This window comes from Providencia sp. PROV188, from assembly GCF_027595165.1.
GTDB lineage: Bacteria > Pseudomonadota > Gammaproteobacteria > Enterobacterales > Enterobacteriaceae > Providencia > Providencia lanzhouensis.
The window spans coordinates 1,042,119-1,065,709 of sequence record NZ_CP097291.1 but is presented as its reverse complement, the minus strand read 5'-3'; the positions used below and the strand labels follow the sequence as shown (position 1 = coordinate 1,065,709).

Below are 23,591 nucleotides of genomic sequence, written 5' to 3'. Positions count from 1 at the left end.
AATGAAAAATCAAAAAACACAATTATTTGATAGCAAACTGGTTCGCCAATCGACAATTGATGCCATTAAAAAACTGACACCACAAGCACAATGGCGTAACCCAGTCATGTTCGTGGTTTACATCGGCAGTATTATTACGACTTTATTATGGATAGCGATGGTCGCTGGCTATAGTGAAGGCAATGCTTGGTTTAGTGGCATGGTCACTTTATGGCTATGGTTTACGGTGCTGTTTGCCAACTTTGCAGAAGCTTTAGCGGAAGGTCGTAGTAAGGCTCAAGCTCAGAGTTTAAAAGGCGTCAAACAGCAAAGCCGTGCCACTAAACTGGCGACTGCCTCTCTTGATGCGCCACAAGAAATGGTCAGTTCAGACCAACTACGCAAAGGCGATATCGTCCTGATCCGCGCAGGGGAAACCATCCCTTGTGATGGTGAAGTGATTGAAGGCGGCGCATCAGTGGATGAAAGTGCCATTACAGGTGAATCCGCGCCGGTGATCCGTGAATCCGGTGGCGATTTTTCATCAGTCACAGGAGGAACCCGCGTACTTTCTGACTGGCTGATCGTCGAATGTACGGTTAACCCGGGGGAAACATTCTTAGACCGCATGATCTCCATGGTGGAAGGCGCGCAACGCCGTAAAACTCCCAATGAAATCGCGCTCACTATCTTATTAACCGCACTGACCATTATCTTTGTTTTAGTCTGTGCAACATTGTATCCATTCACCTTGTTTGCTACAGAATACGCAGGTGCAGGTGGCGCAGTGTCTATCATTGTACTGATTGCCCTGCTGATCTGTTTGATCCCTACCACCATTGGCGGGCTACTGTCTTCCATTGGGGTTGCTGGCATGAGCCGCATGCTGGGCGCTAACGTGATTGCCACCAGCGGGCGCGCTGTGGAAGCAGCGGGAGACGTTGACGTCCTGTTACTGGACAAAACGGGGACCATCACCCTCGGAAACCGTCAAGCCTCTGAGTTTTTACCGTTAAGTGGAGTTTCGGAGCAACAATTAGCGGATGCTGCTCAACTCTCGTCTCTGGCAGATGAAACCCCTGAAGGGCGCAGTATTGTGGTGCTTGCAAAACAGAAATTCAATTTACGCGAGCGTGATATTCACGCCATGAACGCCACCTTTGTGCCCTTCTCTGCGATGACGCGCATGAGCGGTGTAAACGTCGGCGAACGCATGATCCGCAAAGGTTCTGCTGACGCTATTCGCCGCTATGTAGAAGCTAACCACGGCAAATTCCCAGTAGAAGCCGACAAACTTGTTGAACAAGTGGCGCAGACAGGGGGAACACCGTTAGTGGTGGTTGATAGCCAAACGGTGCTCGGCGTGGTGGCGCTCAAAGACATCGTCAAAGGCGGCATGAAAGAGCGTTTTGCACAAATGCGTGCGATGGGGATCAAAACTGTGATGATCACGGGGGATAACCACCTAACCGCAGCGGCAATCGCGGCAGAAGCAGGCGTGGATGATTTCTTAGCTGAAGCCACCCCCGAAGCAAAACTTGCGTTAATCCGCCAATATCAATCGGAAGGTCGCTTAGTCGCCATGACAGGAGACGGCACCAACGATGCCCCTGCATTAGCACAAGCAGATGTAGCGGTTGCCATGAACTCGGGTACGCAAGCGGCGAAAGAAGCCGGTAACATGGTGGATTTAGATTCCAACCCAACCAAGCTGATTGAAGTGGTGCATATTGGTAAACAAATGCTGATGACTCGCGGCTCATTGACCACATTCAGTATTGCCAACGATATTGCCAAATACTTCGCGATTATTCCGGCCTGTTTTGCGGTCACATGGCCGCAGCTCAATGCCTTGAATATTATGCATTTGCACTCACCTGCATCGGCATTGCTGTCGGCGGTTATTTTTAATGCCTTGATTATCGTGTTCTTAATTCCACTGGCATTAAAAGGGGTAAATTATCGCCCAATGAGTTCTCAATCACTTTTACAGCGTAACTTGAGCCTGTATGGGTTAGGCGGATTGATTGTCCCATTTGTGGGGATCAAACTTATCGATATGTTCATCAGCTTGTTTGGTATTTAAGGAGCCTATTATGAGCATGTTTCGTTCTTCATTGATGATTTTAGTTCTGTTAACGCTGGTAACTGGGATTGCTTATCCGCTACTCGTGACGGGGCTTGCTAATGTCATTTTTCCAACTCAATCGATGGGTTCACTGATCCTACAAGATAATCGCATTATCGGTTCATCGTTGATTGGGCAGTCTTACCAAAATGACAATTACTTTTATGGTCGCCCGTCCGTGACCGCAGAAATGCCCTATAACGCACTGGCTTCCGGTGGCAGTAACCTTGCTATCAGTAATCCACTGTTAACCAAAGAATTGACTGAACGCTCGGTCGCATTGAAACAGCATGAACCCGATGGTGGTGATATTCTGCCTGTGGATTTACTGACCGCCTCTTCCAGCGGGCTAGATCCCCATATTTCGGTTGCCGCTGCGTTATATCAAGCACCGCGTATTGCTAAAAACAGACAGTTATCGATAGACAAGGTAAAATCGCTTATATCTGACAATACGCAATCTCCTCTGTTTCGATTTTTAGGAGAGCCAGTCGTCAACGTATTAGAGTTAAACCTTGCCCTTGATACCTATCAACGGGAAGCTAACAGCCAAAATCTCTGAGGTCAGTTATGAATAATCAGGAGCCTATCCGCCCAAACCCAGATGACCTGTTGGTAAAGGCAAACGAAAGTGGACGTGGCAAACTTAAGATTTTCTTCGGTGCTTGTGCTGGTGTCGGGAAAACTTACGCCATGTTGCAAGAAGCACAACGCCTTCGAGCACAAGGGTTAGATGTGCTGATTGGCGTGGTCGAAACTCATGAACGAGAAGAAACCGCCGCGCTACTGGATGGGCTCCCTCAACTTCCTCCATTAAAAATCAGCCATCGAGGGCGTCGTCTGCACGCCTTCGATATTGATGCTGCATTGGCAAGGCATCCTGCCATTATCTTGATGGATGAACTTGCCTTCAGTAATCCAAATGGCAGCCGCCACCCTAAACGCTGGCAAGATGTCGAAGAATTACTGGATGCAGGTATTGACGTTCTCACCACCGTTAACGTTCAACATATTGAAAGCTTAAATGACATTGTCGGCAGCATCACCGGTATCCGCGTGCGTGAAACGGTGCCTGACCATATTTTTGATGCCGCCAATGAAGTGGTTTTAGTGGATTTGCCTCCAGATGACCTTCGCCAACGTTTAAAAGAAGGCAAAGTGTATATTCCGGGGCAAGCTGAACGTGCTATCGAGCATTTCTTCCGTAAAGGTAACTTAATTGCTTTACGGGAATTAGCCCTGCGCCGCACGGCTGATCGCGTTGATGATCAAATGCGTGAATTTCGCGATGGTAAAGGTGAAGCCCCCGTTTGGCATACCCGCGATGGGTTACTCCTGTGTATCGGGCATAATACGGGCAATGAAAAACTGGTTCGCGCTGCTGCTCGCCTTGCCGCTAAGTTCGGCAGTGTTTGGCATGCGGTGTATGTAGAGACGCCAACATTACACCAACTTCCTGAAAATCAGCGCCGTGCCATTTTAAAAGCCTTGAGGTTAGCTCAAGATTTAGGTGCAGAAACCACCACGCTTTCTGATCCTAATGAAGAAAAAGCCATTTTGCGCTACGCACGGGAACATAATCTCGGTAAAATTTTGATCGGCCGACGCGATAAACACCGCAAATGGTATAAATTCAATTTACACCAAGGTTTTGCCGATAGACTCGGTAAACTCGGACCTGATTTAGATTTGATCATTGTCGCCCTTGAAGAAAAAAGCGATTGGGATAAAGAGCCAGAAAGAAAGCCGTTTACCGAAAAATGGCGCTCTGATGTCAATGGCTATTTAATGGCGATCGCCATGTGTGCAGCCATCACCCTATTCTCTCGAACCTTCTTATTGGCACTGGATAAAGCCAACTTAGTCACTCTCTATTTATTGGGCGTGGTATTAGTCGCGCTATTTTACGGTCGTCGCCCTTCTGTTTTCGCCGCGTTAGTCAACGTGATCAGTTTCGATTTATTTTTCGTTCAGCCCCATTTTTCATTAGCAATTATGGATATGCAGTATCTGGTTACGTTCACTGTGATGCTGATTGTGGGGGTGGTTGTCGGGAATCTCACCGCGGGTATGCGCTACCAGGCAAGAATTGCGCGTTATCGAGAACAACGCACGCGCCATTTATATGAAATGACCAAAGAGCTAGGTCAAGCCCTCAGCACGGAAGATATCGGCAAAACAGGCTATCACTTTTTAAACAATGCATTTCAGGCAAAAACCTGTTTGTTACTCCCTGATGAAAATAACCAACTGACGCCATTACAGTGCGAAGGTTATAGCCAGTTGCAAATCGACAAAGCTATCGCAAAATGGAGCTTTGATAAGCGCCAGCCCGCTGGTGCAGGGACGGACACACTTCCCAGCGTGCCGTACCAATTACAGCCTATCACAACGGCGGATGAAACCCTTGCCGTGCTCGCCATTGAGCCGCGTAATATTCGCCAATTATTGATCCCCGAGCAGCAACGTATGCTGCAAACCTTTACCGGGTTAATCGCCAGTAGCCTTTCCCGCCTGCAACTGACCAAACAAGCAGAAAGAGCCAAATTGGATGTTGAACGGGAGCAATTACGAAATTCACTGCTGGCAGCCCTATCCCATGACCTCAAAACGCCACTGACTGTTTTATTTGGTCAAAGCGAAATTTTGATGCTGGAGTTATCAGCCGAAAATTCACCGCTCACCGCACAAGTCAGCCAGATGCGCCAACAGGTATTAAGCACTTCGCGATTAGTGAATAATTTATTGGATATGGCTCGCTTACAATCTGGGGGGATCCACCCCAATTTGGAATGGGAATCTCTGCAAGAAATTACGAGCAGCGCAGTTCGCATCTTGGACTACACTTTAGATAGTCACCCACTTGATATTGATATTCCAGCCGATTTACTCTTGTATTGTGACGGTAACTTGATTGAGCGCGTCATCATTAACTTGCTCGAAAATGCCATAAAATACAGTGATAGCGATACTCCGATTGGTATTAGAGCGTCTATCGAATCACAAAAAGCTCATATCGAAGTGTGGGATGCCAGCAATGCCATTCCCGATGGGCAAGAAAAAACCATTTTCGATAAATTTTCCCGCGCACAAAAAGAATCAGCAATTCCGGGAGTTGGCTTAGGTTTAGCTATCTGTCGTGCTATTATCCATCTCCATGAAGGGGAAATTTGGGCTGAAAATAATGAAAAAGGTGGCGCCAGCTTCCATTTTATTTTGCCGTTAAAGCCATTACCTGAAATTGAAAACGAAATTTAGGAGCACCTAGCAAACTGTGAGTTCCCATCAAATCCTGATCATTGAAGATGAAAAAGAGATCCGCCGCTTTGTTCGATTAGCGTTGGAGGGTGAAGGCTGGAAAATTTTTGAAGCTGAAAATTACCAGCGAGGGCTCATAGAAGCAGGCACTCGTCAGCCTGATTTAGTGATTTTAGATCTCGGATTACCTGATGGTGATGGATTGGATTTGATCCGTGATTTACGCCAATGGAGCAGTATTCCGTTGATCGTACTTTCTGCTCGTGAAGAAGAGTCCCAGAAAGTGGCCGCTCTCGATGCGGGTGCCGATGATTATTTGACGAAACCTTTTGGTATTAGTGAGTTGCTCGCCCGTGTCCGAGTCGCTTTACGCCGTTTTGGTAAAGCGGGTCAAGAAAGCCCTACTTTTCAATTTGGCGATGTTACGGTGGATTTTATCAACCGCATCGTGACTAAAGGCAGTGAAGAGTTGCACCTCACCCCGATTGAATTTCGCCTACTCAGTGAACTCGTTGCCAATAGCGGAAAAGTGCTCACTCAGCGCCATTTGTTGCTACAAGTCTGGGGACCGAGTTACGTCGAACATAATCATTATCTACGCATTTATATGGGGCATTTACGCCAGAAGTTGGAAAATGACCCTGCACGCCCCGTACATCTTTTAACTGAAACGGGAATTGGCTACCGTTTTATGCCTTAACTGATACCTTAAAACCTAAGTTTGTCTTAAAGCGTGATTCTCAGACTATTACTGATAGTTTATTCATCACGGCTGCCTATAATCTCTCCAATCTTAACTTATCGGAGCGTTTCCTGTGCAATCGTTACTGACTCAAGCCTCTCGCCGTTTTGCTTCCATCTTAGTGATTTTTTTAACTATTTTCGTCACCACCAAAGCCCTTGCGCTAAGCCCTGAAGAGAAAACGCGTACTGAAGCGTTGTTAACGGAGTTGGGTAAGCAGCAGAATTTAACCTTCACGCGTAATGGTTCCGGTCATTCTGCACCAGAAGCTGAATCCCATTTACGATTAAAGCTGGGTAAAACTGAAAAGCGCTTACAGACAACAGAGCAGTTTATTGACAATGTGGCATCAAAATCTTCTATCACCGGAGAAGAGTACCGAGTCACCGATGCCCAAGGTAAAGTCACCAGCGCCAATCAGTATCTGCATGATTTACTGAAAAATAACGTCGATAAACCAGCCAAATAACCCGCTCTATCCCCCCGATTAATAAAGCGCTCCCAATAGCTAGCGGGCGCTTCATTATGTCGCTGTCTTTCGTGACCCGCCTTACACCTCTGATAATGAAAGCGCCTTTTTCACGATCGAGAAACCCCATTTTCCTGACCCAATATATCTGCCAATCAGAATCACAATCCGAATCTTATAACCCTATGTAGGCCGAAGCATTAGATGTGCTGATGAAATGAGTTGATAGTTGCCTCATTGTTCAAAAAGCAATTTGATTGAAATGCTGACTTTCTAAAACATAAAAAACTGATTAATTATCATAAGTTATTCTTAATGATTATTATTATCATATAATATTTAAATGATTATTATTATCATATAGAATACGGAGTTAAAGTTTGAAAATAATAGAACGCTAATGTATTAGCTTGCACATCTATATGTTTTTCATCTAAAAACTTTACATTTTCACATTGAGAGCACATTGATTTAATTCAGATATATTTACGCCAGAGATGTCGAAGAATACATCGGTGTAAGTATGAACGGTAAAAGAAAAACTCACTTTTATCCCCTCCTGACCAAATCAAAAAATATCCATCGTGTGAAAACTTGCACTGCTAGGTTTCCATACCGTCTTAAATTTCACGTTGAAAATAGGGATGAACAGGTATTGCTATGTTAAATAAAAATAAGCTATCAGCGCTATCACTGTTAATAGTTTCGCCATTCGCTGCTTCAGCAACTGATGTTCTGGTTGTGACTACACCAAGCTCAAGTGATTCATATACTGCAACAACGACTTCTTCTGCAACGAAGAATGAAACTCAGATAATGAAAATACCACAGACGGTGAATGTGGTGACCAAAACCCAAATAGAAAACAGAGCGGCAGAAACCGTTGTGGATGCACTGAGGTATACACCAGGTGTAGTTACCGAATACCGTGGTGATTCAAATCGTAATGATGAGGTATTCAGTCGCGGTTTTGATTATGCGAACAAAATTCTAGATGGCATTCCTTTTGGCGGAAATGCGTCCTCGTCCATGGGCACAACCGAGCCTTGGTTTCTAGACAGAATTGAGATGATTAAAGGACCGGCATCTGTGCAGTATGGGCAAATAAGCCCTGGTGGGGTTATTGCCATGACAAGCAAAAAACCAACCGCGCAGAGCATCAATAAAATTCAGTTACGGGTCGGTAATCGAAATAAAACGGAAGGATTTTTTGATCTGGGTGGCAAGCTAACGGATGATGGAAATATCCTCTACCGTTTAAATGGCCTAGCAAAAAAGAAAGACACTCAGGTTCGAGACTATGAAGAAGAAAAATATGCCATCGCTCCCGCCATATCATTCCTAAATGAAGACACTACTTTCACTCTTCTGGCTTACTTACAAAACTCACCGAAAAATGGTTACCGAAATTTTCTTCCTAAAGTTGGCACGATTGAATCAACCCCGGAAGGAAAAATTCCGCAAGACTTCAACATAAGCAATCCTGACTATAATATTTCCAAACAAAAACAACATAGTATCGGGTATGAATTTGAACACAATTTTAGTGATAAAATTTCATTGGTACAAAAAGCACGCTACGCAGAAATTGATGAAAAATATAATTACTTAGTATTTAACACCTTAGCAAGTGAAGCTAAAAACTATCCTTATGTACTAAAACGAATGGCTCAGCACGAAAAAACGAAACTCAATACATTTGGCGTTGATACCCATTTAAATTTCGACATTGATAATGGGGGGCTTTATCAAACACTATTAGTCGGCGTCGATTACAAATGGACTAAAGAGGACAAACAGTTTTGGCGTGACAGAAACGGCAATTATGATATTGATTGGCGTAACCCCCAATACCAGAAAATTGATGAATCCAAGCAGACACTATTCACCGACCAGCTGCAAAAAAGCGATCAAATCGGTATTTATATTCAAGACCAAATCGAATGGAATAACTGGAACTTATTAGCTAGCACTCGGTATGACTGGATTGAAGTCAAAACGATAGACAGAACGATCAGTGACAGGTCACAACAAAATGATGGCAAATTAACAGGCTTAGTTGGATTGTTATACTCATTTGATAACGGTATTTCCCCTTATATTAGCTACAGCACCTCTTTTGAGCCAAATCTTGCAACCAACAGAAAGCCAGAAAGTAAGCCGTTTGATCCTAAAACAGCAAAACAAACAGAAATCGGTATCAAGTACCTCACTCCTGACCAAAAAACGCTGGCGACCTTATCTCTCTATCATATCGAGCAAAAAAACATTCCTAAATACGACTCTGAATTAGGTTATATGACGCTAATCGGCAAGGGGGAAAGTAAAGGTGTGGAAGCCCAGATAAACAGTAAGCTTACCGATAAATTTGCCGTTACAGCAGCATATTCATATACCAAAACCAAAGTGCTTGAAACATCAAACAGTGCGGAAAAAGGAAAAGAATTTCCTCGTATTCCTAAAAATATGGCCTCTGTCTGGGGGCAATATGAAGAGAACTCAGGAATGCTGAATGGACTGAAAGCGGGAGCGGGAGTGCGCTATATCGGTTCCAGCAAAGCAGGGGCGGATAATAGCTTTTCTGTGCCTGGGGTAACGCTTTACGATGCGATGATTGGCTATGAACTTTCCAATATTTCGCCCTCTTTGAAAGGCGCAACGATACAGTTAAACGTGAATAACTTAATGGATAAACATTATGTTTCATCCTGTGGTATGAGTGATGCCTGCTTTTATGGCATAGGCCGTACTGGTACTGTCACGTTTGATTACGCTTGGTAAAACAAAGAGTAAGAATAAAGGCTATATCAAATTGAGATGTAGCCTTTGTTATCCCATTGATAATAAAGATTAACTTGAAAGTGAGGGCTCATGAAGTCTGTTTTGCTTTACGTAATGGTCGCTTTGAGTGCAGCACCCGCAATAGCCGCTCCTTGCAACGAACTGCCTCTCCAAGGGGTTCAGGAAGGCATATTTGATACCGAGGGTAAGGTTTGCTTTGTGCTTCCAGCGCTTAATGAAAACTATATTGCTGCCACACTAAAAGGGGCAACAGGAGCACAATTACTCGACCAGCAAAACCATCATTTACGCACATTATTGGAAGCAGGACCTGCTGATGGAGAAAAATCGCTACTTTTTTCATCCCCGGCAGGGCAAGTTTCATCATTAATGTTATATGGAAATAGCGGTAGCGAATGGCAGTTTAACTGGCAAGTGACAGAAACTCAGCCACTCAATCGCATGCGAAAACTTGATCCAGTCAGTCCTACTTTACAGCAACTCGCAAAGGAGCTGGCAGCAGGAGGAACAACAGATGCATTTTGGAAAAAACAGCAACTCATCGGTACGCCTTTAATTGAACCCGTAGATACATCTCATAAACGAGTCACTTTTTTGTGGCGTGCAGCACGTGGTAATGTGTTTATTTTAGGGTCTCCGGCAGGCGATCATGATCCCATGTTTAAACTGGGTGACTCCGATGTTTGGTTTCGCAGCTATGTGGTACCCGCTGATACGCGTATGCAATATCAATTGGCACCTGACGTTCCTAAAGTAGATGGCAATGCGCGTGAACAACGCCGTGCGATTTTGGTCACTGCACAAGCCGATCCTTTAAATCCCACGACTATGAGTATAGAAAATGATGATAAGTGGAACACTTCATCTTTACTTGATTTAAAACCCTCACGGTATTTTACCCGCGATACAATGAAACAGCCTATACGCCATGGCTCTTTGACTCGACATACATTAAAAAGTAATTTCCTTGGAAATAGTCGGGAAATCATTCTTTATCGCCCAAAAGCGACAACACCTGTTAGTTGGACATTATTTTTGTTTGATGGTCAAATTTGGCAGGATAAATATCACACCGCCAATGTAATTGATGGTTTGATTGCTAATCATCAATTACCCCCGATTAATATTGTCTTTATAGATAGTTTGGATAGTAAACGTCGCTCCAAGGAACTCCCTCCAAATCAAGCTTTTGCTGATTTTATGGCACTGGAACTACTACCTTGGGTGAGCAAAAATGGTATTGAAATAAATAATGAAAAGACGATTGTGGCTGGCGCAAGTTATGGAGGATTGGCATCATCCTGGGTCGCATTGCGATATCCAAACCAATTTCGTCATGTGCTGAGCCTATCAGGCTCATACTGGTGGGCGCCTGAAGGTGAAAAGCCAGGATGGTTAACTCGTCAATATCAGCAATCGCCGCATTATCCGATCAGTTTCTGGATACAAGCAGGGTTATTTGAAAACCAAGGTACTGATGGCGGCATTTGGCTTAATAGCCAAGAGCTTGAATATGTTTTGCGAGATAAACACTACAAAACCAGCTTCCATTCATGGTCAAGTGGTCATGATTATGCAGCTTGGGTAGAAGCATTGGTCTATGGATTGAAAGACTTCACAAACCAACGTTGAATCTTCTGTGGGTGATCAGTCACATCAAAAAAACCCCAGTAATTGGAGGTCTTTTTTTAGGCTGTTTTTAGGCTGTTTTTAAACCTATCTCAGCAATCCTCTAAATAATTCGCGTTGTAGCAAGGCGGCAAATGAGCTAATCCCTAGGAGCATACATAAGTATGTGACTAGGGTTAGTGAGTGCAGCCAACGCCGCTACAGCGCGAAGTATGACGAGGATTCAGCTAATCCCTAGGAACATACATAAGTTATGTGACTAGGGTTAGCGAATGCAGCCAACGCCGCTACAGCGCGAAGTATGACGAGGATTCAGCTAATCCCTAGGAACATACATAAGTTATGTGACTAGGGTTAGCGAATGCAGCCAACGCCGCTACAGCGCGAAGTATGACGAGGATTTAGTTAGACTCAATCTTAGCCCACGTATCACGCAACCCAACCGTACGGTTAAACACCAGCTTATCCGCACTGCTCAGTTTGTTATCTGCGCAGAAGTAACCTTCACGCTCAAACTGGTACGCTTTTTCTGCTGGTGCATCGCGCAGGCTTGGTTCAACAAAACCTTGGCGAATAACCAGAGATTCTGGGTTCAGCACTGATAAGAAATCATCTTCGGCTGCTGGGTTTGGTACAGTAAACAGGCGGTCATACAGACGAATCTCCGCTGGCAGTGCATGTGCTGCACTTACCCAGTGGATAACACCTTTGACTTTACGACCGTCAGCTGGATCTTTGTTTAATGTGCCTGCATCGTAAGTACAGAAGATGGTGGTAATGTTACCTTCTGCATCTTTTTCTACACGCTCTGCTTTGATGATGTAAGCATTACGCAGACGCACTTCTTTACCTAATACCAAGCGCTTATATTGGCGGTTAGCTTCTTCGCGGAAGTCTGCACGGTCAATATACAGCTCATTGCTAAATGGCACTTCACGAGTTCCCATTTCTGGGTTGTTCGGGTGATTTGGTGCCTTCAGAATTTCTTCACCTGCTGGCATATTTTCAATCACTAAGCGAACTGGGTCGATAACTGCCATTGCGCGTGGTGCTGAATCATTCAGGTCATCACGGATGCAAGATTCTAATGCCGCCATTTCCACGTTGTTATCTTGCTTAGTGACACCGATACGACGGCAGAATTCACGAATTGATGCCGCAGTATAGCCACGACGACGTAAACCAGAGATGGTCAGCATGCGTGGGTCATCCCAACCAGCAACGTGTTTTTCCGTCACTAATTGGTTCAGTTTACGTTTTGACATTACCGTGTATTCGAGATTCAGACGAGAAAACTCGTACTGACGCGGGTGGCAGTCAATCGTGATGTTGTCCAGTACCCAGTCATACAGGCGGCGGTTGTCTTGGAATTCTAATGTACACAGTGAGTGTGTAATGCCTTCCAGCGCATCAGAAATACAGTGAGTGAAGTCGTACATCGGGTAGATGCACCACTTGTTACCGGATTGGTGATGTTCCGCAAACTTAATGCGGTATAACACTGGGTCACGCATAACCATAAATGGCGATGCCATGTCGATTTTCGCACGCAGACACGCTTTACCTTCTTCGAAGCCACCCTCGCGCATTTTTTCAAATAACGCTAAGTTGTCTTCAATCAGGCGCTCACGATAAGGGCTGTTTTTACCCGGCTCTTTTAATGTGCCACGGTATTCACGAATTTCATCCGCACTTAATTCATCAACGTAGGCAAGGCCTTTTTTGATAAGCTCAATCGCGTATTGATATAAAATATCAAAATAATCAGATGAGTAGCGAATGTTGCCGCTCCACTGGAAACCTAACCATTGAACGTCATTTTGAATGGAGTTCACATACTCAACATCTTCTTTGACCGGGTTAGTATCATCAAAGCGTAAGTTACACTGGCCTTGATAATCCTTCGCGATACCAAAGTTCAAGCAAATTGATTTCGCATGGCCAATGTGTAAGTAGCCATTCGGTTCAGGTGGAAAACGGGTATGTACTGATGTGTGTTTCCCAGTCGCCAGATCTTCATCTATGATCTGACGGATAAAGTTAGTTGGGCGAGCATCTGCCTCATTCATTGTCATCGTTCCTCAGTGCCAAAAGCGCGCTAAATTCGTATAGTAACCGAATATATTCTACCATAATACGTCCAGAAACAACCGTTTGATTAAGGTTAGTCGGCAAAAGCAATGGCAAAGGGGGATTTTTATCAAAAAATAGGCTATTTATACGAATAGCATGACCCCAAGAACTACCATCAGTAAAATGGGATAGCTTTGAGCATGGCGTTTATCACTCAAGTAGGGCATCAAAAACGAAGCAAAACGAATACCTAGCCACGAGGTAGCAATCAAAATTAAGGCGCCTTTAATATAAATCATCCCTAAGAAACCAGAGCCTAATTCAAGGTGCTTTTCCATAGCAAAATAGAAGTAAATCAAAGAGCCCGTGATTGCCATCGGTAACGTCAGCGGGTTAGCAAATGCCGCCGCTTGCAACATGCTCGCTCCACGGCGACGCATCAAAGGTACCGTCATCACACTACCCCCTACGCCTAAAAATGCCGCGACGGTACCGATCACTGTACCGATGAGCGTGTCCTCAATGCATTTGCCTCTTATTAACGTATTACCTTCTGATTGGGTTTGTATAAATCCGGGGCGAATAAAGCAATCGAGAATAGTGATAATGAGATAACCAATAAATATCCAGCGGATCCATTCACTGTCTACCGATAGCGCGATGAGCGCACCTAAAATGCCGCCAATTGAAATAGGCAGCATAAAAGGTTTAATAATTTGCCAGTTGAAATTCCCTTTCAGGTAGTGTGCTCGGCTCGATAAGCTTGATGAGAAAATCATCACAAATGTAGATGTGGCGACGGCGATTTGCATCGCAACTTCGCTGGCATCATGGCGGGGTCCCCAAACAAGGGTAATTAAGGCATATAACAGGGGCACCGTAATAAAGCCGCCCCCAAAACCGAATAGCGCTGTTGTGATCCCCGAAATAAAACCAAATAAACAAAGTAGTAAATCCACAGGATGATCCTCAAAGATGGTTGAGTTTTTATCTTATCCTTGAGAACCGTCATGTGCTTATGCAGATTTGACAACTCGCTTTGAGATTTCGCCAAATTAATTAACAAATATAACCTTTGAGTTACAAGTCTCTGTGAATTCAATCAATTAGTTTTTTCGCCATACATCAAATTCATCGGCAAATTTCCCAACGGATTCCCCTTTCGGCGCCTTAGGCATCTGCTTAATCGCTTGAGCGACACTGATAATCAAACGCATAAATTCATCCGCAAGTCGCTCTTCACTCTCCTTAGGTATGTCTGTTATGTTTCGACCTGCTTTGGGTTTCCACTGCTCCCTTAACGCATCAAAGAGATTAAACAGTTGCTGCTTGGAGCTATACAGTAGGCTGCCATCTTTAAAGACGTCCTGAAAACCCAATTCATCAATATAATAGTCAAGAAGATCTTCGTTAGCCGGGTTATTAATATAGACCCCCTCTCCCCCGACCTTGATGAGAAAAAATAAAATACTCAGCAATGAGTAAACCATCATTTTTCCATCTAATGCTTTATTGTTTTTCTCAAAATTTTGCAGTATTTCGATTGTCGCTCGACGGCAATGAGGGTCATAGCTACAGACACAACCTCCCGCTGCTTTATCGGGTATTCGGACTAAAATTCGGTTACGGCTAATAAGTTTAAAACAAAAACTAAAGCTCTCTTTGGTCATAACAATTTCTTGATACTCAAGCCAATCTAAAGGCTCTTCCATTGCTAACGAGCTGATATTGCAATACTTTAAATTCTCTTTGTTCATTCTACGAATGCGAATCGGATTCCCTGAACATTGAAAAAAATGGTTCATTTTTTGAAACACATATTCGCTAGCTTCACTCACGAGCGTTATTTTCGACATCATCTTATTTATTCCTTTAAAAACAGCTTCCTTTAACCAACCGATTTCCTTAAATGATTTTTCGCTTCGCCAACAAGGGAAATTTACCTCAAAGAAAATAAGCCATAAGAGAAATAAAATAGTAATAAGTGCCAAAAAATTAAATTCGGTTATACCGAATACATGATTGATTAATATAGGAATTAATACATCGAAAGTTAATACTTGAGGAATTAATGCTTTGGATATTAATTACAGAATAATTTAGATAAAAAATGCCAGCTGATTAAGCTGGCATTTTCTAGGTACTGCTCGCTATTTTCTATCTATACGTAGATTATTTTAATACGTGATAAATAACGGTTTCACCTGCAATAACCTGACCTTTCGCTAAAATTTCAACGCCAGCGAAGTCATCAATATTACTGATGATAACAGGGCTAATCATTGATTTTGCATTCGCTTCAAGAAATGGCAGGTCGAGTTTCAGAATCGGTGTGCCCGCTTCAACTTCAGCACCCTCTTCAACTAAACGCTCACAGCCTTCACCATTTAATGCAACGGTATCAATCCCCATATGCACAATCAGTTCAACGCCATTCGCGGTTTCGAGGCAGAACGCATGGTTAGTTGGGAAAATTTTCACAATTGTCCCTGCGGCTGGCGCCACCACTTCACTGCTGGTTGGTTTGATAGCAATACCATCACCAACGATGCGGCTAGAGAACGCTTCATCCGGAACCTGATCCAGTGAGTAAACTTCACCACTAACTGGTGCGATTAATGACAGTACCGCGTTACCTTTTACTTTTTCTGGTGCCGTTTGCTGGCTTTTTTCTGGAGCCGCAGCTGGCGCAGATGCCGCAATAGGGCCTTTTGCCATCACTTCTGTCATCGCTTTAGCGATTAATTCAGCACGAGTTCCCACAATCACTTGCACGTTTTGCTTGTTCAGGCGGATCACGCCAGATGCACCAATACGTTTAGCAAGTGGGTCGTTGACTACCGCTGAATCTTTTACGCCTAAACGTAAACGCGTGATACACGCGTCGATGTTAACGATGTTGTCGCTACCACCTACTGCTGCAATATACTGACGAGCTTCTTTTTGAATTTCGCTTTCATCGCTGTGAGCATCGCTGACGTTTTCGTCATAGCCATCAACAGTTTCATCACCCGCGCTGACTTCACGACCTGGCGTTAACAGGTTGAATTTGCGGATCATGAATCGGAAAATCACGTAGTAGATGCAGAAGAAGACTAAGCCTTGAACAATCAGCATATACCAGTGAGTTGCGAGTGGGTTACGTGTCTGTAAGAACATATCCACCAGCCCCGCACTGAAGCCGAAGCCTGAAATCCATTCCATTGTTGCCGCGATATAGACAGAAATACCGGTCAATAATGCGTGGATCACATACAGTACTGGCGCAACGAACATAAATGAGAATTCAAGCGGTTCAGTAATACCAGTAAAGAATGCAGCAAACGCACCTGCAATCATGATACCAGCCACTTTGGCTTTATTTTCTGGACGTGCACAGTGATAGATAGCCAGAGCCGCACCTGGTAGACCGAACATCATGATAGGGAAGAAGCCCGCTTGGTAGCGACCCGTAATCCCAACTGTTGCCAGACCTGCTTCGATAGACTTCGCGCCACCTAAGAAGTTAGGAATATCGTTGATACCCGCCACATCGAACCAGAATACAGAGTTCAGTGCGTGGTGTAAGCCAACAGGAATTAATAGACGGTTAAAGAAAGCGTAGATACCCGCGCCAACAGAACCTAAGTCTTTGATGCTTTCACCGAACGCCACTAATCCGTTATACACCACCGGCCAAACATACATCAGAATGAATGCCAGGATGATCATCAGGAATGAGGTTAAAATCGGGACGAGGCGACGACCACTGAAGAATGACAACGCTTTTGGTAGCTCAACGCCACTGTAGCGGTTGTAAAGTTCAGCAGAGAGAACCCCAACAAGGATACCCACGAACTGGTTATTGATTTTATTGAATGCAGCAGGGACGGATTCCACTGGCACACTCATAATCATTGAGTAGGACGCAGGCGAACACAGTGTTGTCACCACTAAGAAGCCGACAAAACCGGTTAATGCAGCTGCACCATCTTTATCTTTAGACATTCCGTACGCAACACCAATCGCAAACAACACGGACATGTTGTCGATGATGGCTGCACCGGATTTGATCAGTAACGCAGCGATTGCGCTATTGGCGCCCCAACCATCTGGGTCAATCCAATAACCAATCCCCATAAGGATTGCGGCGGCTGGTAATACGGCGACAGGCACCATAAGCGCCCTACCAATCCGCTGTAAGTAGCTAAGAATATTCACAAACTCCCCCTTTGTATCGCTCTATTTTTGTCCCATTTCAGGATCTTATTTTCACGCATCGGAAATATATCCGAAGTCGCTTAATTATAGCAATTCATAGAATAGATGAATTTTTTCGCGATACAAAATAAATAGCTGGAAACTGTGATAAATGTCAACGAAAGAAACCTAATATTGACTAAATTAGTAGCTATTCTCGAAAACTTATTTTATGATTAAAAATAAGTTTTTTATATGATTTGCTGTATATACTCCAAGTACCTCAGTCATAAGAAAATGTTGAAAATGTTCAACACAATTGAGATTTGGGGTCCTACAAGTATAAATTTAAAGAAACACTAGAGGTAAAAGTACATGAGGCTTATCCCATTAAATAATGCTCATGATGTTGGCGTATGGTCCGCACAGTACATCGCTGATAAAATCAACGCATTTAATCCGACAGCTGAACGCCCTTTCGTTCTAGGCTTACCGACTGGCGGAACACCGCTTGCCACCTACAAAGAATTAATTGCCTTATATAAAGCAGGTAAAGTCAGCTTTAAGCATGTCGTGACATTTAATATGGATGAATACATTGGTATTCCAAAAGATCATCCACAAAGTTACCACACGTTTATGCACCAAAACTTTTTTAATCATATTGATATCCAAGCTGAAAACATCAATTTACTCAATGGTAACGCACCTGATGTCGACGCTGAATGTCAACGTTATGAAGACAAAATCAAATCCTACGGTCAAATCAACCTGTTTATGGGTGGGGTAGGTAATGATGGTCATATCGCGTTTAATGAGCCAGGTTCTTCTTTAAGTTCGAGAACACGTATCAAAACGCTGACGCCAGAAACTCGCCAGGCTAACTCCCGTTTCTTTGATAATGATATCAATCAAGTTCCTAAATATGCATTAACTGTGGGTGTTGCTACTTTATTAGATGCGAAAGAACTGATGGTATTAGCGACGGGTGCAAACAAAGCTGATGCCGTTCACGCTGCGGTAGAAGGTTCTGTTAACCACTTATGGACAATCAGCTGTGTGCAGCTACATCCTAAAGCATTGATTGTCTGTGATGAGCCAGCAACATTAGAATTGAAAGTCAAAACGCTCAAATATTTCAAACAATTAGAATGTTCGAATATCGAGCAATTTGATTAATTTATACTCAACTCTATTTTAGAGCCTCTAAAAGTAACTAAAATAGATAGAGTATCGAACACCCGACCCGCCATACTGATGCGGGTCGGTGACCCATTTTACTCGCGGTCAGGAGTTTTACGCTATGTACGCATTAACTAATTGCATTATTTTTACAGGTCACGAAAGACTGGATAACCACGCAGTCATTATTGATGGCGAAATCATCAAAGCGGTGTGCCCAGAATCCGAACTCGCTCACGATATCGAACGTAGAGATTTGAAAGGTGCCATTCTATCGGCTGGCTTTATCGATCTCCAAGTGAATGGCTGTGGCGGCGTGCAATTCAATGACAACGAAGAAAATGTCACATTGAAAAACCTCGAAATCATGCAAAAAGCCAATGAGCGTGCGGGGTGTACTAGCTTTCTGCCAACTCTCATTACCTGTTCAGATGAACTGATGAAGCATGGCGTTGATGTCATGACTGAATATCTGAAACAGAATAAGAACCAAGCGCTTGGTTTACATATTGAAGGCCCTTACATTAATTTGATTAAAAAAGGGACTCATAACCCAGAATTTATCCGTAAGCCATCAATTGAAATGATGGATTACTTAGCAGCACATGCTGACGCAATTAGCATGATCACGCTCGCACCTGAAGTCGTTGAGCAACACTTTATCCACCAGCTCACCGAAGCTGGCATTGTGGTTTCAGCAGGTCACTCCAATGCAACCTATGAAGAAGCGCGTCAAGGCTTCCGCTCAGGTATTCGCGCATCAACCCACCTATTCAACGCCATGCCATATATTTCTGGTCGTGGCCCTGGTCTGGTTGGCGCAATTTACGATACCCCTGAAGTCTATGCAGGCATTATCGCGGATGGTTTACATGTTCAATGGGCCAATATTCGCAATAGTAAACAACTCAAAGGGGATAAGCTGGTTTTAGTCACCGATGCGACAGCACCAGCGGGAATTGATCCCCAAACAGGTGAAATGGATCATTTTATCTTCGCAGGTAAAACCATATACTACCGCAATGGATTATGTGTCGATGAAAATGGCACACTGAGCGGCTCTTCCCTGACCATGATTAATGCGGTGAAAAACAGTGTTGAACATGTTGGCATTCCTCTTGATGAAACATTAAGAATGGCCACCCTTTACCCAGCAAGAGCCATTGGGGTAGAGGCAACATTAGGTTCCATCGAAGCCGGCAAAACGGCTAACTTGACTGCCTTTAACCAAGACTTCCAAGTCCTTTCAACTTATGTAAACGGAGAGGAAGTCTATAAAAATGAGTAACTAGCTGATGAATCAAAGCCACTCGCTAAAGCAAATTGGTAATATTGATCTCGTAAAACAACTCAACAGTGCTGTCGTTTACAGCCTGATTGATCAACAAGGACCGATATCTAGAATTCAGATAGCGGAACAGAGCCAGCTTGCGCCAGCGAGTGTCACTAAGATCACCCGCCAATTACTCGAACGTGGTTTAATCAAAGAAGTAGACCAGCAGGCCTCCACCGGAGGCCGTCGCGCTATCTCTATCGTCTCCGAATACAAACATTTCCACACCATCGGCGTACGCTTGGGGCGTTACGATGCCACAATCGCCCTGTATGATCTTAGCGGCAAAATGCTGGCAGACGGTCACTACCCTATTACAGAACCCACCCAGCAAATCGTCGAAGAGAAACTGATTGCGGCACTTGAAGATTTTATCTCGCTGCACCAGCGACGCATCCGTGAGCTGATTGCTATTTCGGTGATATTGCCAGGACTTGTCAATCCGCATTCGGGTATTGTCCACTACATGCCACACATTAAAGTGGATAACTGGAAGCTGATTGATAACCTACAGCAGCATTTCAATCTCACCTGTTATGTTGGGCACGATATTCGCAGCCTAGCTCTCGCTGAGAGTTATTTCGGTGCTACCCAAGATTGTGAGGACTCGCTTCTTGTTCGCATTCATAGAGGCGCTGGAGCCGGTTTAGTCGTTAATAAAGAGATCCTTCTTAATCATCGAGGTAATCTTGGGGAGATTGGGCACATCCAAGTAGACCCACTAGGCGACCTGTGCCATTGCGGTAATTTTGGATGTTTAGAAACCATCGCCTCCAACCAAGCCATTGAAGCTCGCGTGAAACAGCGCTTAGAACAGGGCTATGCGAGCCAATTAACCCCTGAAACCAGTTCAATTACCCATATTTGCCAAGCCGCCAATAAAGGTGACCCACTGGCAACCGAGGTTATCCAACACGTCGGACGCCAAATTGGTAAAGCCATCGCTATCACTATTAACTTGTTTAATCCTGAAAAAGTGGTGATCGCCGGAGACATTACTGAAGCTGAGCAGGTTCTATTACCCGCCATTCAAAGCTGCATTGATACCCAAGCATTAAAAGGTTTCCGTGAAAACTTACCGATTGTTACCTCACAACTGGTTCATAATTCAGCAATTGGTGCATTTGCGCTGACAAAACGCGCCATGTTAAATGGGGAATTGCTCCAAAGATTATTAGAAAGTTAGCTTTGTGCTCTTTCTTATCGATAAACAGCAAAATAGCGCAATAAATTCCAGTGTAATTTTTAACCATCTTAATAATAACAAATCACATTTTTTCAAATTCGGGGTTGTTTTTTGCTGGCTTTATCGACAAAATGATTATTCATCAAACAAACAGACGCATTTTCTAAAAAATAGTGCAAAAAGCTGTTGACTGTCTTGCCTGTAATTAGCATAATGCGCCCCGCAACGCCGATGAAGGTTAAGCAAAAAAAAAGATGGCTATGTAGCTCAGCTGGTTAGAGCACAACACTCATAATGTTGGGGTCACAGGTTCGAATCCCGTCATAGCCACCATTTCTTTGCGGGAGTGGCGAAATTGGTAGACGCACCAGATTTAGGTTCTGGCGCCGCAAGGTGTGCAAGTTCAAGTCTTGTCTCCCGCACCATTTTCCTTCTCGGTACAAATTGAATTTAAGATTGGGGTATCGCCAAGCGGTAAGGCACCAGGTTTTGATCCTGGCATTCCCAGGTTCGAATCCTGGTACCCCAGCCATCTTAAAGGCAATTAATTTTCGTAGTGAAAATAAATAATAGATATTCTCGGATGGGGTATCGCCAAGCGGTAAGGCACCAGGTTTTGATCCTGGCATCCCCAGGTTCGAATCCTGGTACCCCAGCCATCTATTATCCTACCAAGTAGTAAAATCACACAGTAAAGAAAATACAATGGCTATGTAGCTCAGTTGGTTAGAGCACAACACTCATAATGTTGGGGTCACAGGTTCGAATCCCGTCGTAGCTACCATTTCTTTTTTGTTGGGGTATCGCCAAGCGGTAAGGCACCAGGTTTTGATCCTGGCATCCCCAGGTTCGAATCCTGGTACCCCAGCCATCCTCTCTTGTATCCATCATCAAAAAATACTCTCAAAACAATTTAAAAATTTAAGTAAATAAACTTAATGCGTTATTTATTTAATGCTTTTTAAAACTATCATTCTGCCTTTAAATTTTCTTTTAACCTTTTAAAAAACATTTAACACATCCCATTTACCTTTATGCAACCTTTATGTCGGAAGTGTGATGTCAGTCATTTTCACATAACCAAATAAAGTGGTAATCTTGCGGCGAATTGTAGTTAGATTAGATTAGTAATACGTAAGCCCCCTTTCGTCTTAAATTATCAGTCCAACTTTCCAATCCATCTCAACTCAGTTGTAAAAAAAAACCAATAATTATAATTGCTATAACACAATATTTTTACAGAGAAAACTTATGCGAAACATAATAAAACAACCACTATATAAAATTTTATATGTGCAGGTCATCGTCGCCATCACTCTTGGTATTGCCCTTGGGCATTTTTTCCCAGACATCGGAGAGTCATTAAAACCGTTGGGTGATGCGTTTATTAAAATCGTGAAAATGATTATTGCCCCAGTCATTTTCTTAACGGTTGTGACCGGTATTTCAGGCATGACCAACATGAGAGCCGTTGGTAGCGTTGCAGGTAAAGCAATGCTGTACTTCATCACATTCTCAACTATCGCACTGATTATTGGTTTAATCGTCGCTAACGTCATTCAGCCAGGCTCTGGACTGAATATTGACCCTGCAACCTTAGATAATGCCAAAGTCGCGGGCTATGTTGAAAAAGCACACGAATCTACCATCGTTGGCTTCTTCATGAATATTATTCCAGACACCGTTATTAGCCCATTGGTGAACGGAAACATTCTGCAAGTCCTGTTTATTTCGGTGATTTTTGGTTTAGCACTGGCAGCAACTGGTAAACACGGTGAGCCTATCGTTAAACTGCTGCAAAACTTCTCTGAGCCTGTGTTCAAGATGGTTGCGATGTTGATGAAACTAGCACCTATCGGCGCATTTGGTGCGATGGCATTTACCATTGGTAAATACGGTATTTCGTCTATCGGCAACTTAATGATGCTGATTATGACGTTCTACATCACCTCCCTGCTGTTTGTTCTGGTCGTACTGGGTGCAGTGGCTAAATATAACGGCTTCTCGATTATTGAGCTTATCAAATACATCAAAGATGAATTATGGTTAGTGCTGGGTACCTCTTCCTCTGAAGCGGCATTACCAAGCTTAATGAGAAAAATGGAGCACGCTGGTTGCGAAAAATCCGTCGTGGGCTTAGTGATCCCTACTGGTTATTCATTTAACCTCGATGGCACCAATATCTACATGACGATGGCGGCGCTGTTTATTGCTCAAGCGACCAATATTGAACTGACGCTCTGGCAGCAAATTTCCCTGCTGTTAGTTGCGATGATCAGCTCTAAAGGTGCGGCGGGTGTAACGGGTGCAGGTTTCATTACCTTAGCGGCAACACTGATGGTAGTACCAAGCATTCCAGTTGCAGGTATGGCATTGATTCTGGGTATCGACCGCTTTATGTCTGAGTGCCGTGCGCTGACCAACTTAGTCGGTAACGCTTGTGCATGTATCGTGGTTGCGCGTTGGGAAAAAGAGTTAGATACCGAAAAACTGGCGCATGCATTCTCATCCAAAGGTGAATCTTTAGATTCAATCATCACCGAAGAAGATGTAGTACAACCAACGAGTTCTGTCGATATCGCAAATAATAAATAATTTATTACTGCCATAACGAAAATAAGCCGCAATCGC

15 protein-coding genes and 6 tRNA genes are annotated in these 23,591 nt (G+C 43.8%); 17 read left to right on the top strand and 4 right to left on the bottom strand.

What is annotated here, in order from left to right:
- Position 1: 1 nt before the first annotated feature.
- The 7 genes from kdpB to M5X66_RS04710 all read left to right on the top strand — a co-directional run bounded on the left by kdpB (position 2) and on the right by M5X66_RS04710 (position 11,010).
- Positions 2 to 2,065, top strand: coding sequence for a potassium-transporting ATPase subunit KdpB (gene kdpB / locus M5X66_RS04740; RefSeq protein WP_036947835.1), 2,064 nt, complete (start codon positions 2 to 4; stop codon positions 2,063 to 2,065).
- A gap of 10 nt (positions 2,066 to 2,075) precedes the next feature.
- On the top strand, positions 2,076 to 2,669 hold the full coding sequence (gene kdpC / locus M5X66_RS04735) for a potassium-transporting ATPase subunit KdpC (protein ID WP_036947836.1): 594 nt from the start codon (positions 2,076 to 2,078) through the stop codon (positions 2,667 to 2,669).
- A gap of 8 nt (positions 2,670 to 2,677) precedes the next feature.
- Entirely contained in the window at positions 2,678 to 5,365 is a 2,688-nt protein-coding gene (gene kdpD / locus M5X66_RS04730; RefSeq protein WP_036947837.1) for a two-component system sensor histidine kinase KdpD, read from the top strand.
- Positions 5,366 to 5,381: 16 nt separating this feature from the next.
- Positions 5,382 to 6,065: a two-component system response regulator KdpE gene (kdpE, locus tag M5X66_RS04725; protein ID WP_036947840.1), complete on the top strand. Its 684-nt coding sequence runs from the start codon at positions 5,382 to 5,384 to the stop codon at positions 6,063 to 6,065.
- Positions 6,066 to 6,180: 115 nt separating this feature from the next.
- On the top strand, positions 6,181 to 6,576 hold the full coding sequence (locus M5X66_RS04720) for a DUF5329 family protein (protein ID WP_230085019.1): 396 nt from the start codon (positions 6,181 to 6,183) through the stop codon (positions 6,574 to 6,576).
- Between the two features lie 660 nt (positions 6,577 to 7,236).
- Entirely contained in the window at positions 7,237 to 9,357 is a 2,121-nt protein-coding gene (locus M5X66_RS04715) for a TonB-dependent siderophore receptor (RefSeq protein ID WP_154610047.1), read from the top strand.
- A gap of 90 nt (positions 9,358 to 9,447) precedes the next feature.
- Complete coding sequence (locus M5X66_RS04710; protein WP_270103900.1) at positions 9,448 to 11,010, top strand: esterase family protein; 1,563 nt, start codon at positions 9,448 to 9,450, stop codon at positions 11,008 to 11,010.
- A 398-nt stretch (positions 11,011 to 11,408) separates the two neighbouring features.
- Here M5X66_RS04710 and glnS read toward each other — a convergent pair whose 3' ends face one another.
- The 4 genes from glnS to nagE form a co-directional block, all read right to left on the bottom strand.
- The gene (gene glnS, locus M5X66_RS04705) at positions 11,409 to 13,076 is read right to left on the bottom strand and encodes a glutamine--tRNA ligase (RefSeq protein ID WP_108479374.1); all 1,668 of its coding nucleotides are present in this window, start codon (positions 13,074 to 13,076) and stop codon (positions 11,409 to 11,411) included.
- Between the two features lie 147 nt (positions 13,077 to 13,223).
- On the bottom strand, positions 13,224 to 14,039 hold the full coding sequence (locus M5X66_RS04700) for a sulfite exporter TauE/SafE family protein (protein ID WP_036947618.1): 816 nt from the start codon (positions 14,037 to 14,039) through the stop codon (positions 13,224 to 13,226).
- Between the two features lie 147 nt (positions 14,040 to 14,186).
- Positions 14,187 to 14,939: a hypothetical protein gene (locus M5X66_RS04695; protein WP_270103899.1), complete on the bottom strand. Its 753-nt coding sequence runs from the start codon at positions 14,937 to 14,939 to the stop codon at positions 14,187 to 14,189.
- A 313-nt stretch (positions 14,940 to 15,252) separates the two neighbouring features.
- Complete coding sequence (nagE, locus tag M5X66_RS04690) at positions 15,253 to 17,280, bottom strand: N-acetylglucosamine-specific PTS transporter subunit IIBC (RefSeq protein WP_108479371.1); 2,028 nt, start codon at positions 17,278 to 17,280, stop codon at positions 15,253 to 15,255.
- Positions 17,281 to 17,634: 354 nt separating this feature from the next.
- On the opposite strand from nagE, the gene nagB reads away from it, so the two are divergent.
- From nagB to M5X66_RS04640, 10 genes are all read left to right on the top strand, one after another.
- A complete protein-coding gene (gene nagB, locus M5X66_RS04685) occupies positions 17,635 to 18,438 on the top strand; it encodes a glucosamine-6-phosphate deaminase (protein ID WP_108479370.1) in 804 nt (267 codons plus the stop codon).
- A 124-nt stretch (positions 18,439 to 18,562) separates the two neighbouring features.
- Positions 18,563 to 19,729 (top strand): N-acetylglucosamine-6-phosphate deacetylase, encoded by a 1,167-nt coding sequence (gene nagA, locus M5X66_RS04680; RefSeq protein WP_154634481.1) that lies wholly within the window; start codon positions 18,563 to 18,565, stop codon positions 19,727 to 19,729.
- Positions 19,730 to 19,736: 7 nt separating this feature from the next.
- A complete protein-coding gene (gene nagC, locus M5X66_RS04675; RefSeq protein ID WP_036947633.1) occupies positions 19,737 to 20,960 on the top strand; it encodes a DNA-binding transcriptional regulator NagC in 1,224 nt (407 codons plus the stop codon).
- 256 nt (positions 20,961 to 21,216) lie between these two features.
- Positions 21,217 to 21,293, top strand: a tRNA-Met gene (locus tag M5X66_RS04670).
- 7 nt (positions 21,294 to 21,300) lie between these two features.
- Positions 21,301 to 21,385, top strand: a tRNA-Leu gene (locus tag M5X66_RS04665).
- Between the two features lie 32 nt (positions 21,386 to 21,417).
- A tRNA-Gln gene (locus M5X66_RS04660) sits at positions 21,418 to 21,492 on the top strand.
- A 52-nt stretch (positions 21,493 to 21,544) separates the two neighbouring features.
- A tRNA-Gln gene (locus M5X66_RS04655) sits at positions 21,545 to 21,619 on the top strand.
- 48 nt (positions 21,620 to 21,667) lie between these two features.
- Positions 21,668 to 21,744 (top strand) — tRNA-Met (locus tag M5X66_RS04650).
- A 12-nt stretch (positions 21,745 to 21,756) separates the two neighbouring features.
- Positions 21,757 to 21,831 (top strand) — tRNA-Gln (locus tag M5X66_RS04645).
- Between the two features lie 380 nt (positions 21,832 to 22,211).
- Positions 22,212 to 23,555, top strand: a complete 1,344-nt coding sequence (locus M5X66_RS04640) for a dicarboxylate/amino acid:cation symporter (RefSeq protein WP_108479367.1) — start codon at positions 22,212 to 22,214, stop codon at positions 23,553 to 23,555.
- Positions 23,556 to 23,591 lie beyond the last annotated feature (36 nt).

Excerpts from the sequence above, each read along its gene's own strand:
- kdpB (WP_036947835.1), top strand. The coding sequence starts at position 2 with ATGAAAAATCAAAAAACACAATTATTTGATAGCAAACTGGTTCGCCAA.
- kdpC (WP_036947836.1), top strand. The coding sequence starts at position 2,076 with ATGAGCATGTTTCGTTCTTCATTGATGATTTTAGTTCTGTTAACGCTG.
- kdpD (WP_036947837.1), top strand. The coding sequence starts at position 2,678 with ATGAATAATCAGGAGCCTATCCGCCCAAACCCAGATGACCTGTTGGTA.
- M5X66_RS04715 (WP_154610047.1), top strand. The coding sequence starts at position 7,237 with ATGTTAAATAAAAATAAGCTATCAGCGCTATCACTGTTAATAGTTTCG.
- M5X66_RS04710 (WP_270103900.1), top strand. The coding sequence starts at position 9,448 with ATGAAGTCTGTTTTGCTTTACGTAATGGTCGCTTTGAGTGCAGCACCC.
- glnS (WP_108479374.1), bottom strand. The coding sequence starts at position 13,076 with ATGAATGAGGCAGATGCTCGCCCAACTAACTTTATCCGTCAGATCATA.
- M5X66_RS04695 (WP_270103899.1), bottom strand. The coding sequence starts at position 14,939 with ATGATGTCGAAAATAACGCTCGTGAGTGAAGCTAGCGAATATGTGTTT.
- nagB (WP_108479370.1), top strand. The coding sequence starts at position 17,635 with ATGAGGCTTATCCCATTAAATAATGCTCATGATGTTGGCGTATGGTCC.
- nagA (WP_154634481.1), top strand. The coding sequence starts at position 18,563 with ATGTACGCATTAACTAATTGCATTATTTTTACAGGTCACGAAAGACTG.
- nagC (WP_036947633.1), top strand. The coding sequence starts at position 19,737 with ATGAATCAAAGCCACTCGCTAAAGCAAATTGGTAATATTGATCTCGTA.
- M5X66_RS04640 (WP_108479367.1), top strand. The coding sequence starts at position 22,212 with ATGCGAAACATAATAAAACAACCACTATATAAAATTTTATATGTGCAG.